Here is a 15,499-nt window from a genome sequence, read left to right as displayed (position 1 = left end):
GGTCTCCGTGATCATCGAGGTGCGCCCGGTCCGCGACTCGACGATCGCGTAGGTGCACCTCGTGGCCCCCGCACAGGGCAGGAAGTCGCTCTCCAGGTCGCCGCCGAGGCCGTTGCCGAGGTCGGCGGCGAACCAGCCGGCGTCCTTCGCGCCGACCGGGGCGATGGCGCGTGTGGCGAACCCGGTCTGGGCGAGCACACGGGACACGTTCAGGCCCTTGCCCCCCGCGCGCCGGCGCGCGGGGGGCACCACCCGGGTGGTGCCGGGGTCGAACTCCGGGGTGGTGATCGTGAGGTCGATCGCCGGGTTGGGGGTGATGGTCATGATCATCGGTGCGGTCCTCCCGCGGGTTCACGATGGGAGGGAGCGCCCTCCCTGGCGACGACGGCGGCGCCGATCACCCCGGCGTCCTCGCCCAGTCGTGCTCGCAGCAGTCGGGTCGGGCGGAGCCGGAACCGAGCGTCCACGCCTTCCTGGAGGGGGCCGAACAGGTCCTCGCCGGCCTCGGAGAGGCCACCGCCGATGACGATGGCCTGCGGTGCCATCGCGGCGCTCAGGTGCGCGATCCCCGAGGCGAGGGCGTCGATGGCCGACGACCAGATGATCGAGGCCGTCCGGTCGCCGGACCGGGAGCGTTCGAGGACGTCCCGGGCCCCGGCGACCGAGGTGCCGGAGGCCTCGCCGTAGCGGCGCGCGATCGCCGCCGCGGACGCGGTCGCCTCCAGGCAACCGCGGTTCCCGCACGGGCAGGGTTCCCCGGCCGGGTCGATGACGACGTGACCGATCTCGCCCGCGTAACCACCGCGGACGTGGGGCCGGCCGTCGACGAAGAGCGCCGCGGCGATTCCGGTCCCCACGGTCAGGACGGCGACGTCCCGCAGGCCGTGGGCGGCTCCGAGACGTAGCTCGGCCAGCGCCGCCGCGCGGACGTCATGAGCGCAGGCGGCTGGTAGCCGGAAGTGCTCTTGGACGAGAGAGCCGAAGTCGACGTCGCGCCAACCCAGGTTCTCCGACCAGACCCCGACCCCGCGGTCCTCGTCGAAGATGCCGGGAAGGGCCACCCCGACGGCCCGCACCCGATCGGAGCCGGGCAGGCCCCGGGCCGTGTCGGAGATGGTGTTCAGGATCGCGGCCGGGGTGTCGGTGGAGCCCGAGGGGGTGGGGACGCGCACGGGCGGGGAGACGCGGCCGGTCTCGTCCACCACGCTGACCTTCGTCACCGTCCCTCCCACATCGGCGGCGAGCACCGGGGCGCCCGCGCCGAGGGAGACCTGTTCGGGCATGGATCAGTCTCCGGAGAGGACGACGGAGCGGGTGAGGGAGCGGGGGCGGTCGGGGTCGAGTCCTCGGCCCTTGGCGAGGGCCACGGCGAAGCGCTGCGCGACGACCAGGCCCGCCATCGCGTCGAGTTCGTGGTGCACGAAGGTGGCTCCGGTACCGGCGACCTCCTCCGCGAGTCCTTCGGGAACCTCGCCCAGCGCCCACACGAGCCGGCCAGGCTCGGCGATGGCGAAGGGACCGTGGCGGTAGTCCATGGCGGGGTAGGCCTCGGCCCAGAACCGGGCGGCCTCCCGGGTCTTCAGCGCGGCCTCCGAGGCCAGGCCGACGCTCCAGCCACGACCGAGGAAGGTGACCTGGTCGGCGTCCAGGAGCGCCGACAGGTCGAGCTCCAGTGCGCGTCGACCCTGATCGGCCACTGCGGCGACGTCCTCACCGAGGTGAGCGCGTAGCAGCGCCAACGTCGTCGTCGCGAAGCGCGTCTGCACGACGGACTCTTCGTCGGCGAAGTCCAGAACGAGCGTTTCGCTCGCCAGGGCGCCGGCGGGGGAGTCCTCGACACCGGTGACGAGCAGGCTCGGTGCTCCGTCCAGGGCACGGAGCAGGTCGATGACCTCGGTGGTCGTCCCGGAACGGGAGAGCGCCACGACCCGGTCGTAGCGGCGCCCGGCGGGGAACTCCGAGGCCACGAAGGCGTCGGTGACCCCCGCTCCCCGTGTTTCGCGCAGGGTCGCGTAGCTCTGGGCGACGAACCAACTCGTGCCGCAGCCGACGACGGCGACGCGTTCCCCGGTGCGGGGAAGACGACTCTCGACCTCCGGAAGGAGCGCGGACGCACGCTCCCACAGGTCGGGCTGGGACGCGATCTCTACATCGACGAAGGTGCCTGGCATGTTCTCACTCTCTCGACAGCGCGACGCCATCAATCGATGACTTCGCATGATCTTAGTAGAGAGAAACGATCAAAATCAATCAGTCGGATCTCGATTGTGATCGGTCCGGCCCCTGAGCGTGAACGAAACGCCCGCCCGTCCCGAGCGATCTCGGGACGGACGGGCGGTGGTGGTCGTGACGCCGAGCCCGGGCCGTTCAACGGCGACTCACAGGGTTTCGACGTACTCCTCGGTGGGGCCGAGCTCCGGACGATCCCGCAGCTCGACCTCCGCGCCGCGATGTTCGAGTTCGAGCACCACGATGTGGTTCTCACCCGCGCGGAGCAGGGGACCCGGCACGTAGAGGGTCTGCTGGGGGCCGACCTCCCAGTAACGACCGAGGAGGAAGTCGTTGACCCACACGAACCCCTTCCCGAACCCGGGAAGGGCCAGGTGGGCATCGGCGGGGGCCGTCAGGGTGACGGTCGCGAACGCGAAACCGGCACCGGAGGGGTCGGTATCGGAGCCCGAGGAGACCGCGTCGCGCTCCCAGGACGCGAGGGGGAACTCCGCGACGCTCCATCGCTGGATCATCCGACGGCCATCGACGAGCACGGGCCCGACAAGGCCCTTGCGCTCGCCCAGCCGTGGTCCGTAGTTGATCTGGCCGAGAGCCTCCACGAGCAGGATCACCCGGCTCGGTCCACCGTGCCCCGACACGGTGACCGAACCCGAAGCGGTGACCGCGCCGACGAAGACGTCGTCCACGTACACCAGGGCGCGGTCCCTGACCTCCTGGAACGACAGCTCGACCTCGTAGGCGGGCAGGAGCACCTCGGCCTCGTACCGGACGAGGGGGCTCTCGAAACCGAACTCCTCGAACGCTCCGGTCGAGTACGTCTCCACCGGGGCGGCGCACAGCTCCCTCAGGCCCGGCAGAAGCCCGGCACCCGCCGTCACCGGCGCCGTCACGGGCGTGACCATCACCGGTGGTTCCGAACGCACGGCCTCGGGTGCCCCCAACGCCTTGCGGATCTCGTGGAACTTCTCGGTCAGGGTCCCGTCCTCGGCCACCGCCGCGTCCGAGTCGTAACTGGTCACGGTCGGCCGGAGCTCCCCGTCCACGTCGTTGGCGCCCGCCCAGGTGCCGAAGTTGGTGCCGCCGTGGGCCATGTAGAGGCTCACGCTGCCGCCGTCCGCGACGATGTCGGCCACGGTCGCCGCGGCGTCGGCGGCGTCGCGTACGTGGTGGGGGTGGCCCCAGTGGTCGAACCAACCGTTCCAGAACTCCGCGCAGAAGAACGGTTCCCCGGGGCGGCGTTCCCGGCCCACGGCCCGGGCGTCCGCCGCGCGAGATCCGAAGTTCAACGCTATGAGGGCTCCGTCGACCGCTCCCGTGTCGAGCATGGGGTCGGTCGGGCCGTCGGCCGTGTAGAGCAGCTCCGAGATGCCGCCGCGAACGAGGAGGTCACGGATGGCCGGCACGTAGTGGGGGTCGTCGCCGAAACTGCCGTACTCGTTCTCGACCTGTACGGCGACGACGGGGCCTCCGTGGCGGGCCTGGAGGTCGGCGACATGGGGCAGGAGAGCGTCGAACCAGGTGGCCACGGGTTCGAGGAAGCGGCTGTCGGCGGTGCGCAGCGAGGTGTGCCCGGCCGTCAGCCAGGTCGGGAGTCCCCCGTTCGTCCACTCCGCGCAGATGTAGGGGCCCGGCCGCACGATCGCGTCGAGGCCGACCTCCGCCGCGGTTTCGAGGAAGCGTCGCAGGTCCCGCCACCCCGTGAAGTCCGGTGCCTCGTCTGGACGCGGCTGGTGGAAGTTCCACGCGACGTAGGTGTCGACGGTGTTGAGCCCCAGGTCGACCAGTCGCAGTAGACGGTCCCGCCACTGGTCGGGGTGCACCCGGAAGTAGTGCATCGACCCGGCGAAGATCTGATGGGGCGAACCGTTCCGCCGGAACCCGCCATCACGGTAGGTGAGGGTCGGGGCGTTCGCCGCCGGATCGGCGCCGGGGGACGAGTGGCTTGCCATGGGGCTCCTAGCGATGGAAGTGAAGGCCCGACGTCCTGCGGGCGGTGGGGGCTGGGGGCGCGGACGAGGCTCCGGGCCGAGACTACCGGGACAGTATGAGCGTTCTTGCTTGATTTTCCCCCGATTCGTTCAGGAAAGTTCACCAAAGACGACCTGTGCGGCTCAAAGTGTCGCCGTCCGCCCCACGTCCGCCCAAAGCCCCGAAGTACGCCCGAAGGGGGCCCTAGGGCCCTGGCGGCCCCGCGCTCGCGCGGCGTGCGTGCTGAGACGGCGGTCACAGTCCGTAGGGGGGTTGTCTCTGTCAGCGAAAGCCGTAACAGGTTGATTAATGATGATTGATATTGCGGGTTCCCGATCGTAATCTCTCATCTCACAAGACACCGTTGCGACGGCGTGGGCGATGGTCCCGCAGAGCGACTTCACGAGGAGTGTGGGTAGTGGGTAGATTCGCCCAGTCCAAGATGGCCATGGCCTGCGCAGTGTTCGGTTCGGGAGCCCTGTTGCTCACGGGGTGCGGTGCCGGAGACGGTTCCGACGGTGACGCGGTCACCATCGACTACCTGCACCGTCTGCCCGACGGAGAGGGCATGACGCCGGTGGCCGACATCGTGGCCAAGTGGAACGCGGACCACCCCGACATCCAGGTCGAGGCCACCAAGTTCGACGGTGACGCCAGTGAACTGGCCCTGAAGCTGGAGACCGACGTCAACGCCGGCACGGGGCCGTGCCTGGCCCAGGTGGGCTACGGCGAGGTGCCCGACCTGTACGTGAAGGGCCTGCTCCAGGACGTGCGCTCGGAGGCCGACCGGTACAAGGACAACTACTCCGCCGGTGCCTACTCCCTGATGAACGTCGGGAACACGGTCGTCGGTCTGCCCCAGGACACCGGCCCCCTCGTCTACTACTACAACGAGACGGCCTTCGAGCAGCTCGGCGTCGAGGTGCCGACCACGATGGACGAGCTGAGCGAGATCGCGGCGACGGCCGCGGCCCAGGAGCAGTACGCCGCGGCGTTCACCCCCGACGAGGCGCAGTACTGGCTCTCCGGTCAGGCCGCCGCGGCCGGCGACAACTGGTTCACCCCCAACGGCGAGGAGTGGATCGTCGACACCGGTGGCGCGGGAACCCAGGTGGTGGCCTCGTTCTGGCAGGAGCTGATCGACGACGACGAGGTGCTGGTCCAGGACCGGTGGGGCGACGGATTCACCCAGGCCCTGACCGATGGTTCCCTCATCGGCCACGTCGGAGCCGCCTGGGAGGCGGGCTTCCTCCTGGACCCCCTCGACGGAACCGACGCCGAGGGCCAGTGGCGCGTCGCGCAGCTTCCCGCCTTCGGTGAAACGGGCATGACCGGCCCCGACGGTGGTTCCGGCGTAGCGGTGATGAAGGATTGCGAGTACACGGAGGAGGCCATGGCCTTCAACGACTGGTTCAACACCCAGGTCGACGACTTGGCCACCCAGGGACTCGTCGTCGCCGCCACCGGTGCGCCCGAGACCCCGGAGAAGATGACGCGACAGTTCGGCGGACAGGACGTCTTCGAGGAGATGAACATCGCGAACGCCGCCCTCAGCCCCGACTTCGTGTACGTGCCCGGGTTCGCCTCGCTCTCGGCGATGAACAGCACGGCCGCGGAGGCCGGTGACGGCTCGGTGCCGGTGTCGGACATCTTCGACACCGCGCGGTCGACGAGCGTCGAAGCGCTCGACAACCTCGGTATCGCGGTAGCCGACAGCTGATAACCGTTCGGTGCGCGGATCCGGCCGACGGACCGGCCCGGATCACCCCCGACACCGATCAGGTCGACCCGAGAAGAACGGTCATCGTTCTTCTCGGGTCGGCCCCGGAAAAGAGAATCCATGCCACTCACTCTTGAGGCGAAGAACAAGAGTCCCCGCCGAAGCGTACGGTCGGGAAGGAAAGGCCTCACAGGTTTCCTGTTCCTGCTGCCCTTTCTTGTTCTGTTCGTCGTAGTATTCCTCATCCCCATCATCGTTTCGATTCGTTCGGCGCTCTTCGCGCAGGTGGCCTCGGGCGGAGGACTGTACGGCGGGGGAGAACTCGTCGACCAGTTCGTCGGGCTCGACAACCTCGTCGCGGCCGCGACGAACGGCGCCTTCTGGAAGGGCATGGGCAGGGTCGCTCTGTTCGGGTTGGTCCAGATCCCGCTCATGATCGGAAGCGGCCTCTTCCTGGCCCTCCTCCTGGACTCCTTCATCGTGCGCAGGGTCGCCTTCTTCCGCCTCGCGTTCTTCCTCCCCTACGCCGTCCCCGGGGTCATCGCGGCGATGATGTGGGCGTATCTGTACACGCCGCAGCTGTCACCGTTCCTGGAGTACCTTCCGGACGGGACGAATTTCATGGCGCCCAACGTCATCATCCTGTCGATGGCGAACATGACGACGTGGACCTTCACCGGGTACAACATGCTGATCTTCCTGGCGGCGCTCCAGGCGATTCCGCGGGAGCTGTACGAGGCGGCCGCCATGGACGGGGCGACGGGGTTCCAGGTCGCGACCCGGATCAAGATCCCGCTCATGCGCGGTGCCGCGCTGCTCGCGATCCTGTTGTCGATCATCGGGACCGTACAACTGTTCAACGAGCCCGTCATCATGCAGAGCGTCAACCAGTGGATGGGCAATGACTACACCCCGATGATGCTGGCCTACAACAGCCTCATGGGACAGGTCACACCCTCCGGAAGCGGACCGGCGTCGGCCATCTCGCTTCTGATGGCGATCATCGCCGGCGCACTCGCCGCGATCTACGCGTTCGCTCAACGACAGAAGGGCGAGTGACCTTGTCCGCCACCACCACTACCAAGAAGCCTCGTCCACGTCGGGGCAAGGCCGGACCCGGGTTTCCCCCGCCGTCGATCGGGCCGTCGCCGATCGCCCGCACCCTGGGCGTCCTGGTCCTCGTCGGGGCGTGCCTGTACTTCCTCCTACCGGTGTTCTGGCTGGTCGTCGCCTCGACCAAGAACAACGCCGACCTCGCGTCGACGTTCGGTCTCTGGTTCGCCGACTTCAACCTCGACCAGAACTACGACAGCCTGATGCGCTGGACCCAGGGTCTGTTCTGGCGTTGGGTCGCCAACTCGGTCCTGTACTCCGGGGTGGCCGGGGTGCTCGGCACCCTCCTCGCGGTGATGGCGGGATACGGGATCGCGAAGTTCGAGTTCCCGGGGAAGAAGGTCTTCGTCGGCGCGATCATGGGCGGGCTCCTTCTCCCCGTCGCGCTCCTGACCGTGCCGCTCTACATCGAGTTCGACGCGCTCGGGCTCACGAACACCATGTGGGCGATCATCATCCCGTCCGCGGCCTCGCCCTTCGGTGTGTTCCTCGGCATCGTCTTCGCCAAGACCGCGGTTCCGACCGAGATCATCGAGGCGGCGCGCATCGACGGTGCGAGCGAAGCACGGATCTTCTTCACGATCGTGCTCCGACTCCTCGGGCCCGCGATGGTGACGATCTTCCTCTTCATCTTCGTCGCCACGTGGAACAACTTCCTGCTGCCGCTGCTCATGGTCTCCTCGCCCGAGTTGAAGCCCGTCACCCTGGGCCTCTACGGGATGATGAGCTACTTCTCCCCGGACAAGGGAGCGGTCATGCTGGGCGCGCTCCTGGGGATCGTCCCCCTCGTCGTCCTGTTCTTCACACTCCAGCGGTACTGGCGTTCGGGCCTGGCCGCCGGCGCGGTCAAGGGTTGATCGTCCTCCCGACGAGCGTCGCCTCGTCTCGGTCACCCTGAAGACCGCTCGCGCCGAACATGTCCAAGAGCCCGCCCCGGAATCGTCCGGAGGCGGGCTCTTCGGTCCGGGGAGGGCCAAGGGACCTTCGGGCGCGGGCCAATGATTCCCGGGCCGCGCCAACGGCAGGTACGGATTCGGTTGGATCTCGCATAAGTCCTGGTGGGAGCATTTGTAGGGGCACCCGCTGCGGGTAGGGGGCGAGGGCGAACGGAAGGCGAACAGCCCCGCCTCCCGCGAACCAGGAAGGGGTTGCGCAGTGACCAGCGAACTTGTACCGGAGAACCTCATCGGGCATCACGTACTCGACCCCGAAGGCAACAACGTCGGGAAGATCAAGCAGGTCTTCCTGGACGACCGCACAGGGGAGCCCAGTTGGGTCTCGGTCCACACCGGGCTCTTCGGGACGAAGGAGACCCTGGTGCCGCTCCAGGGAGCTCGACCGACGGCGGAGGACATCGAGATCCCCTACGACAAGGCGACGGTCAAGGACGCTCCGCAGGTGGAGGCCGACCGTCACGTCGACCCCGAGGACGAGGCCATCGTCCGCGACTACTTCGCCAAGCACGGCGGGGTGCCCCGCCAGAGCGGGGGAGATACGGACAACATGACCGGGCGGTCGTCCACCGACGACGAGACCAACACCTGGACCGAGGGCGGTGACACGGGCTCCATGGTCGGCCGTGCTCGTTCGGGAGAACGCCTCGGTGGTCCGGTCGACCCCGGTGCCGACGAAGTCTCGATGATCCGGCACGAGGAGCAGGTGGAGATCGGCGTCGAACGCCGAGAGAGCGGACAGGCGCGGATGCGCCGTCACGTGGACACCGAGCGCTTCGACGAGACCGTCCCGGTGCACCACGAGGAGTTGGAGGTGGAGCATCGGCCGATCACCGACCCGTCCCAGGTGACCGACGATGGCGACCTGGAGGAGGGTGAGCAGATCTTCACGCTCTACGAGGAGCGTCCGGTGGTCTCCAAGAAGAACGTGCCGGTGGAGGAGGTCCACGTCCGCAAGCGCGACGTCACGCGCGAGGAGCACGTCGAGGGCGAGATCCGCAAGGAGCGGTTCGAGTTCGAGGGCGAGGGCGACGTGCCGCGCTCCGACACCGACTGACCGGAACCATCGTCGTGCGCCGGGTGCCTTCGTGCGCCCGGCGCACCGTTCTGTGGGGCCCGGTACCGGAGGGACGAAAGGAAACCGAAAGCCTTGTGCACTAGGTTTCTTGATCGAGGGGTGTCGGGGACGGACGGCACCCTGCGGTCAGACCCTCCTCGCGGCCCGCCGCCTCGGGGAGGGGAGCACCTCGCGGGCGGTGGTCGATGGAGAGCGTCGACCACCGCCGCTTCTTCGATGACCCCACCCGGGCCCCCACGGGGTGTCCTACCAGGTCGGCGCCGGGCATGAGCTTAGGCTCGCACTTGTCGGCCGCCGACAGGAGTAGGGGGAACTCGATGACCGAGGACGTGAACGGGGAGAACACCCGGGACGAGGCCACCGGCGAGGAGGAGGGCGCGAGGCTCGACCCCGAGCCCGAACCGCGTGGTCGCGCCCCCGAACCCGGGCACGGCCACACCATCGTTCTCGGGGCGGGTATGGCCGGGCTGGCGGCAGCCGATCGACTCGCCGACCAGGGGGAACGGGTCACCGTGCTGGAGGCCCGCGACCGTACCGGCGGGCGGATCCACTCCGTGCACACCTGGGACGGGGCGACCCTGGATGCCGGCGCCTCCTGGATGCGGGGGGAGGAGAACAACCCGCTCTCCCACCTGGTGCGGGAGGCGGGCGCGCGCACGGCCATCTTCAACCGGTCCACCGAGACCGCCTACGACCCCAAGGGACGCCGTCTCCTCTTCGACCGACACCGCCGCAACATGGAGGACGTCAACCTCCTCCACGAGCACATGTACTGGGCGACCGTCAGTGCGGGCCGGGAGGAGTCCATGGACCAGGGCCTCCATCACGCCCTCTACGACGTCAACCTGGTCCGGGCCCGCGCTCGCGACGCCGTGGAGATCGTGCACCGCATCGCCGAGGCCGACCATGGCGCCGACACCGGGGAGATCGCCTTCACGGCGGTCGGCGCCGGCCACGAGTTCAGCGGTGACGACGTCGTCTTCCCCGAGGGGATGGGACAGCTCACCGACCACCTGGCCCGGGGCCTGGACGTACGGTTCGAGCACGTCGTGCTCTCGGTCGAACACCACGACGACGGGGTTCGGGTCCGGGTGGAAACCCCCGCCGGCGAGGAGACCCTCACCGCCGACCGGGTCCTGGTCACCCTGCCGCTGGGTGTGTTGCGGTCCGGCCAGGTCGCGTTCGACCCGCCGCTGCCCGAGGCCAAACAGGGGTCGCTGGAGCGCTTGGGCAACGGTCGTCTGGAGAAGTTGTTCCTGCGCTTCGACGAGGTGTTCTGGGGCGACGCCGAGGTGATCGTGCACCTGGGGACCGAGGAGGGCACCTGGTTCCACTGGTACTCGGGGCAGAACGTGTTCGGCGTGCCGGTGCTGGTCTGCCGCAACGGTGGCAACGCGGCGCGCTTCCTTGCCGACAAGGAGGACGGGGAGGTGGTCGAACACGCCATGGAGTCGCTGCGCGGCATGTTCAAGAAGGCGCCGGACCCGATCGACCACTACCTGACGCACTGGATGGACGACCCCTTCGCGCGCGGAGGGTTCTCCTTCAACGCGGTCGGCTCCGGCGACGAGGACCGTGTCGCGTTGGCCGACCCGATCGGGGAACGCGTGTTCTTCGCGGGGGAGGCCACCGACGTCGAGCACAGCGCCACGGTGCACGGCGCGATGCTGTCGGGACTGCGGGAGGCCGCGCGCATCCTGGCCCTGGACTGATCCCCTCGGCGGGAGGTTGTGCCCGGTGACGGGCGGGTAGTGCGATTTCACGGGCCGCGCACCCCTTTGACCAGGGAATTCGTGTGTGTGGGGCCGACGGTGTCATTCATCGAACAGGAAACGGGGAGCCACGATGGGGACCGAACACGGTGTCGAGGGTCTGAAGACGATTCTGGGCCAGGTGCCCTTTCCCGCGGACAAGGAACGGATCCTGGACCGGGCTGCTTCTCTGGGGGCCGACGACGAGATCATGAGGGCACTGAGGGCGATGCCTCCGGTCGACTACGACCGACCCGACGACGTTCTGCGGTCGGTGCCCATGGACGAGTCCGACACGGACGCGCGCAAGGAGTCCGATCGGGCCCAGCAGCGTCGGGAACACACCAAACCCGGTCTTTCCGAGACGATGAAGGACACCGGGCCGGTGAACCCGATCGAAGAGGAGACCGGGGAGAACCGCAAGTCCTGAGCGGGCCGGGGCGGCGGGGCCCACAGCCGCCCCTGGTGACGCGTTCGTCGGGAGAAGAGCCCGAACCGGAAGATGAGTCCGTACAGGCTACGATTGTCGGGTGCTCGTTCCGTCGGGTCACGGGACCTTGACGGAACGCGTCGCGGCGGGAGACGACGGTCCCGCCGGTTATCGTGGTCGCCATGGGGCGATCCGCGCGAGAAGGCAGACACGAGGCGGGGGGCAGTGTGACCGGCCCGGTGGTCACTGACCGCATCTGGACGGTTCCCAACCTGTTGAGCATGCTCCGGTTGTTGGGCGTTCCGCTGTTCCTGTGGCTCATCCTGGGGCCCGAGGCCGACTGGTGGGCCCTGCTCCTGCTCGCCTTCGCCGGGATCAGCGACTGGCTGGACGGCAAGATCGCCCGTGCCTGGAACCAGGCCTCCAAACTGGGCCAGTTCCTCGACCCGGCCGCCGACCGGCTCTACATCTTCGCGGCACTGCTGGGCCTGGTCATCCGAGGGGTCGTGCCGTGGTGGCTGATGGCCATCCTGGTCCTGCGCGACGTCCTCATCCTCGGCGCCCTGCCGCTGCTGCGGTACTTCGGCTACGGGCCGCTGCCGGTGAACTTCGCGGGAAAGGCGGCCACACTGTGCCTGCTCTACTCTTTCCCGTTGCTGTTCGTGGCCGAATACGCCTCCATTGTGGGAGATGTGGCCAGAATTGTAGGTTGGGCGTTCGCCGTGTGGGGAACGGCTCTTTACTGGTGGGCCGGATTGCTCTACGCCGTACAGGGACTACGCCTGATGGACCAGTCCCGCCGCGCCGAACGCGCTGATCACGAGGATGTGAGAACGGGAGACCCGGACAGCGACGAAGGGCACGGCAGGTTCACGGATCGAGACGCTCCGACCGCACCGGCGACCGTCGACGGCAAACCCGGCGCGGCGCCCGAGGGTCCGGAGAGACCGGGCCGTCAGGACCAGGGCGGTAACGGGTCCTGATCCGTGACACCGGCGGGCCGGCTCACCTGAGTCCTGTCGGATCGAAAGGGAGTGTCGTCTCCGCCATGAGAACATGTCCCACCGCGCGCTACGGTGCGTGCTTCGAAGAACACGCGTCCCCCGCCGCCCCCCACGGCCCGGCCGTACGGGGGTGTCGGCGATGACCCCGCCCAACGAGGAACCCACCACCACGCCCCCCATGAAGGCCGTCGTGATGGCGGGCGGCGAGGGCACCCGCCTGCGCCCCATGACCGCCAACCAACCCAAACCGCTCCTGCCGGTGGTCAACAAGCCCATCATGGAGCACGTCCTGCGCCTCCTGCGCAAACACGGCTTCACCGAGACGGTCGTCACCGTCCAGTTCCTGGCCACCCTCATTCGCAACTACTTCGGTGACGGCGAGGAGCTCGGCATGAAGCTCCACTACGTCGCCGAGGAAGTCCCCCTGGGGACCGCGGGCAGCGTCAAGAACGCCGAGGAACACCTACGCGGCGAGCCGTTCATCGTCATCTCCGGTGACGCGCTCACCGACATCGACCTCACCGACATGCTCCGCTTCCACCGCGAACGCGGAGCCAAGGTCACCATCGCCCTGAAGCGGGTGCCCAACCCGCTGGAGTTCGGCATCATCATCGTCGACGAACAGGGCCGCGTGCAGCGCTTCCTGGAGAAACCCACCTGGGGTCAGGTCTTCTCCGACACCGTCAACACCGGCATCTACATCATGGAACCGGAGGTCCTGGAAAGAGTCGCCGCCGGCGAGGTGGTCGACTGGTCCGGTGACGTGTTCCCCGAACTCCTGGCCGAGGGCGAACCCCTTTACGGTTACGTCGCCGAGGGCTACTGGGAGGACGTGGGCACCCACGAGAGCTACCTGAGCGCCCAGGCCGACGTGCTCTCGGGCAAGGTGGAAGTCGAGATCGACGGCTTCGAGGTCTCCCCGGGCGTGTGGGTCGGCGAGGGCTCCGAGGTCAGCTCCGAGGCCGTCCTCAAGGGGCCGCTCTTCATCGGCGACTACGCCAAGGTCGAGGCCGGCGCGGAACTGCGCGAGTACACCGTGGTCGGCAGCAACGCCGTGGTCCGCGCGGAGGCCTTCGCCCACCGCACCGTGCTCCACGACAACGTGTTCATCGGCCGCGGCGCCAACCTGCGCGGCACCGTGATCGGCAAGAACACCGACGTCATGGCGGCCGTGCGGATCGAGGAGGGCGCGGTCGTGGGCGAGGACTGCGTCATCGAGTCCGAGGCCTACGTGCACAACGACGTCAAGGTCTACCCGTTCAAGACCATCGAGGCGGGCGCGGTGGTCAGCAGCAACGTCGTCTGGGAGTCACGGGGCCAACGCTCCCTGTTCGGTCCTCGCGGGGTGTCCGGGCTGATCAACGTCGAGATCACCCCCGAGCTCGCGGTCCGTCTGGCCAACGCCTACGCCACCACCCTGAAGAAGGGTGCGATGGTCACGACCTCCCGAGACGTCTCGCGCGCGGCGCGCACGCTCAAGAGGGCCATCATCAGCGCGCTCACAGCGACCGCCATCGAGGTGCGCGACCTGGAGGTGGTGCCGTTGCCGGTGGCGCGCTTCCACACCTCCCAGAGCGGTGTCAGCGGCGGCATCGTCGTGCGCACCAGCCCGGGGGACCCCGAGTCGGTGGACATCATCTTCTTGGACGGTGAGGGAGCGGACCTGTCGCCGGGTGCCCAGCGCAAGCTGGACCGGGTCTTCTCCCGAGCCGAGTACCGGCGCGCGTTCCCCGGGGAGATCGGCGAGCTGACCTTCGCCGCCCGCAACGTGGAGAACTACTCCCACGACCTCCTGCGGTCCGTGGACACCTCCGGGGTGGCCGAGGCGGAGCTGAAGGTGGTCGTGGACTGCGCGGGCGGCACGGGCTCGCTCATCCTGCCCTCACTGCTGGGCCGGATCGGTGTGGACGTGCTCACCGTCAACAACCGCCTGGACGAGGCCTCGCCCACCGACACGGTCGCCAAGAAGATGCGCGACCTGGAACGACTGGGCGAGTTGGTGTCGGGTTCGGGTGCGGACTTCGGTGTGCGTTTCGACCCGGTCGCCGAACGACTGTCCATCGTGGACGAGAACGGGGAGCTGATCGACGACGACCGCGCGTTGCTGGTGGTGCTGGACCTGGTGGCCGCCGAACGCGGTGCGGGCAAGGTGGCGCTGCCGGTGACCACCACCAGGGTGGCCGAGCGGGTGGCCGGGGCCCACGGTGTCGAGGTGCACTGGACGGCCACCGCCACCCACGAGCTCACCAAGGCGGTCCGTGCCGAGGGTGACGCCATCATCTTCGCCGGCGACGGCCGGGGCGGGTTCGTCCTTCCCGAGTTCAGTCCCACCAGTGACGGCATCGCCGCGTTCGTGCGGCTGCTGGGTCTGGTGGCACGGACCCGTCGCCCGATCGTGGAGATCGACCGGGCGATCCCTCAGGCGCACCTGCTGCGCCGTTCGGTGCCCACCCCGTGGGCGGTCAAGGGCAGCGTCATGCGCGCGGTCGTGGAGGCCGCCCAGGACCGGGAACTGGACACCACCGATGGCGTCCGCGTGATCGAGTCGGACGGAAGCTGGGCCTTGGTCCTTCCCGACACGGCCGAAGCGGTCACCCATCTTTGGGCCGAAGGTCCCGATTCGGATAGGGCGCAGGCCCTGTTGGACGAATGGGCCTCCGTCGTTGAACGTGCCGAAGGCTGAACGGGCAGGTCGTGGGCGTGGGCGGCGAAGGCCGTCCACGCCCACGGGCGCCGGCCGGTCGAGGGAGAGGACGGGCCCTCCCGGTGGAGGGGGCGGGCGGGAGAACAGAGGGAAGGCCAGGTCGGCCCAGGTGCGGAAGGTCCACGAAAATCCACTCCACGTTCAACAGAACCAAACCCCCCGGACCGGCATCTGCCTCTGAACAGGCGTTGATCTCTTCCGAGGTCCGGTGTGGCGGTGCCCCGGGTGCCGATTTCACCGAGTCCGTCCCGCTGTGCCCACCGCGGGGCCTCGCGGCGGGTCGCGGGGGAGCGAAACCCTGTCTGGACAGGGATATGGTTTAAAGTCGAGTGTTCCCTGAAGCATCTCGTCACCACCGACACCGGGGATCCCGGCAACGGCGGACACCCGTCGGGGGTGACAAGGGGCAGAACATGGGGATGAGACCTAGCGACCGACCGTGTGGGACGAACCGCTGCCGCGACGGCGGGACGCCCCACCGTGTTCCGGGCGATGGGCGGGCACAGTGTCCGTCCGGCGGCCGGAACACGCCACCGATCAGCCGAA

The 15,499-nt window shown here is 68.6% G+C and carries 12 protein-coding genes; 8 read left to right on the top strand and 4 right to left on the bottom strand.

What is annotated here, in order from left to right:
* From BQ8420_RS05790 to BQ8420_RS05775, 4 genes are all read right to left on the bottom strand, one after another.
* On the bottom strand, positions 1-330 hold a 330-nt coding region (locus BQ8420_RS05790; protein ID WP_235005950.1), incomplete at its 3' end, for a PfkB family carbohydrate kinase.
* The gene (locus BQ8420_RS05785) at positions 327-1,283 is read right to left on the bottom strand and encodes an ROK family protein (RefSeq protein WP_087096773.1); all 957 of its coding nucleotides are present in this window, start codon (positions 1,281-1,283) and stop codon (positions 327-329) included. The genes BQ8420_RS05790 and BQ8420_RS05785, both read right to left, overlap by 4 nt.
* Positions 1,284-1,286: 3 nt before the next feature.
* Positions 1,287-2,171, bottom strand: a complete 885-nt coding sequence (locus tag BQ8420_RS05780) for an SIS domain-containing protein (RefSeq protein WP_087096772.1) — start codon at positions 2,169-2,171, stop codon at positions 1,287-1,289.
* A gap of 207 nt (positions 2,172-2,378) precedes the next feature.
* Positions 2,379-4,181: a glycoside hydrolase family 35 protein gene (locus BQ8420_RS05775; protein ID WP_087096771.1), complete on the bottom strand. Its 1,803-nt coding sequence runs from the start codon at positions 4,179-4,181 to the stop codon at positions 2,379-2,381.
* Between the two features lie 437 nt (positions 4,182-4,618).
* On the opposite strand from BQ8420_RS05775, the gene BQ8420_RS05770 reads away from it, so the two are divergent.
* From BQ8420_RS05770 to BQ8420_RS05735, 8 genes are all read left to right on the top strand, one after another.
* Positions 4,619-5,920: an ABC transporter substrate-binding protein gene (locus BQ8420_RS05770; protein WP_200815815.1), complete on the top strand. Its 1,302-nt coding sequence runs from the start codon at positions 4,619-4,621 to the stop codon at positions 5,918-5,920.
* Positions 5,921-6,040: 120 nt separating this feature from the next.
* Positions 6,041-6,979 (top strand): carbohydrate ABC transporter permease, encoded by a 939-nt coding sequence (locus BQ8420_RS05765; protein ID WP_087096769.1) that lies wholly within the window; start codon positions 6,041-6,043, stop codon positions 6,977-6,979.
* Positions 6,976-7,890: a carbohydrate ABC transporter permease gene (locus tag BQ8420_RS05760; RefSeq protein ID WP_087096768.1), complete on the top strand. Its 915-nt coding sequence runs from the start codon at positions 6,976-6,978 to the stop codon at positions 7,888-7,890. The genes BQ8420_RS05765 and BQ8420_RS05760 overlap by 4 nt, the downstream gene beginning before the upstream one ends.
* Before the next feature lie 298 nt (positions 7,891-8,188).
* Positions 8,189-9,043: a YsnF/AvaK domain-containing protein gene (locus BQ8420_RS05755; protein WP_087096767.1), complete on the top strand. Its 855-nt coding sequence runs from the start codon at positions 8,189-8,191 to the stop codon at positions 9,041-9,043.
* 338 nt (positions 9,044-9,381) lie between these two features.
* The gene (locus BQ8420_RS05750) at positions 9,382-10,776 is read left to right on the top strand and encodes an NAD(P)/FAD-dependent oxidoreductase (RefSeq protein ID WP_087096766.1); all 1,395 of its coding nucleotides are present in this window, start codon (positions 9,382-9,384) and stop codon (positions 10,774-10,776) included.
* A 133-nt stretch (positions 10,777-10,909) separates the two neighbouring features.
* Positions 10,910-11,245: a DUF2795 domain-containing protein gene (locus BQ8420_RS05745; RefSeq protein WP_087096765.1), complete on the top strand. Its 336-nt coding sequence runs from the start codon at positions 10,910-10,912 to the stop codon at positions 11,243-11,245.
* Positions 11,246-11,472: 227 nt separating this feature from the next.
* Positions 11,473-12,228, top strand: a complete 756-nt coding sequence (locus BQ8420_RS05740; RefSeq protein ID WP_087096764.1) for a CDP-alcohol phosphatidyltransferase family protein — start codon at positions 11,473-11,475, stop codon at positions 12,226-12,228.
* A 199-nt stretch (positions 12,229-12,427) separates the two neighbouring features.
* Entirely contained in the window at positions 12,428-14,932 is a 2,505-nt protein-coding gene (locus tag BQ8420_RS05735; RefSeq protein WP_087096778.1) for a mannose-1-phosphate guanyltransferase, read from the top strand.
* Positions 14,933-15,499 lie beyond the last annotated feature (567 nt).

Source organism: Nocardiopsis sp. JB363, assembly GCF_900143625.1.
GTDB lineage: Bacteria > Actinomycetota > Actinomycetes > Streptosporangiales > Streptosporangiaceae > Nocardiopsis.
This window is presented reverse-complemented; position numbering and strand designations above follow the sequence as displayed.

Bases quoted from the DNA above. Each gene is read 5' to 3' on its own strand.
- BQ8420_RS05785 (WP_087096773.1), bottom strand. From the start codon at position 1,283: ATGCCCGAACAGGTCTCCCTCGGCGCGGGCGCCCCGGTGCTCGCCGCC.
- BQ8420_RS05780 (WP_087096772.1), bottom strand. From the start codon at position 2,171: ATGCCAGGCACCTTCGTCGATGTAGAGATCGCGTCCCAGCCCGACCTG.
- BQ8420_RS05775 (WP_087096771.1), bottom strand. From the start codon at position 4,181: ATGGCAAGCCACTCGTCCCCCGGCGCCGATCCGGCGGCGAACGCCCCG.
- BQ8420_RS05765 (WP_087096769.1), top strand. From the start codon at position 6,041: ATGCCACTCACTCTTGAGGCGAAGAACAAGAGTCCCCGCCGAAGCGTA.
- BQ8420_RS05750 (WP_087096766.1), top strand. From the start codon at position 9,382: ATGACCGAGGACGTGAACGGGGAGAACACCCGGGACGAGGCCACCGGC.
- BQ8420_RS05745 (WP_087096765.1), top strand. From the start codon at position 10,910: ATGGGGACCGAACACGGTGTCGAGGGTCTGAAGACGATTCTGGGCCAG.
- BQ8420_RS05735 (WP_087096778.1), top strand. From the start codon at position 12,428: ATGAAGGCCGTCGTGATGGCGGGCGGCGAGGGCACCCGCCTGCGCCCC.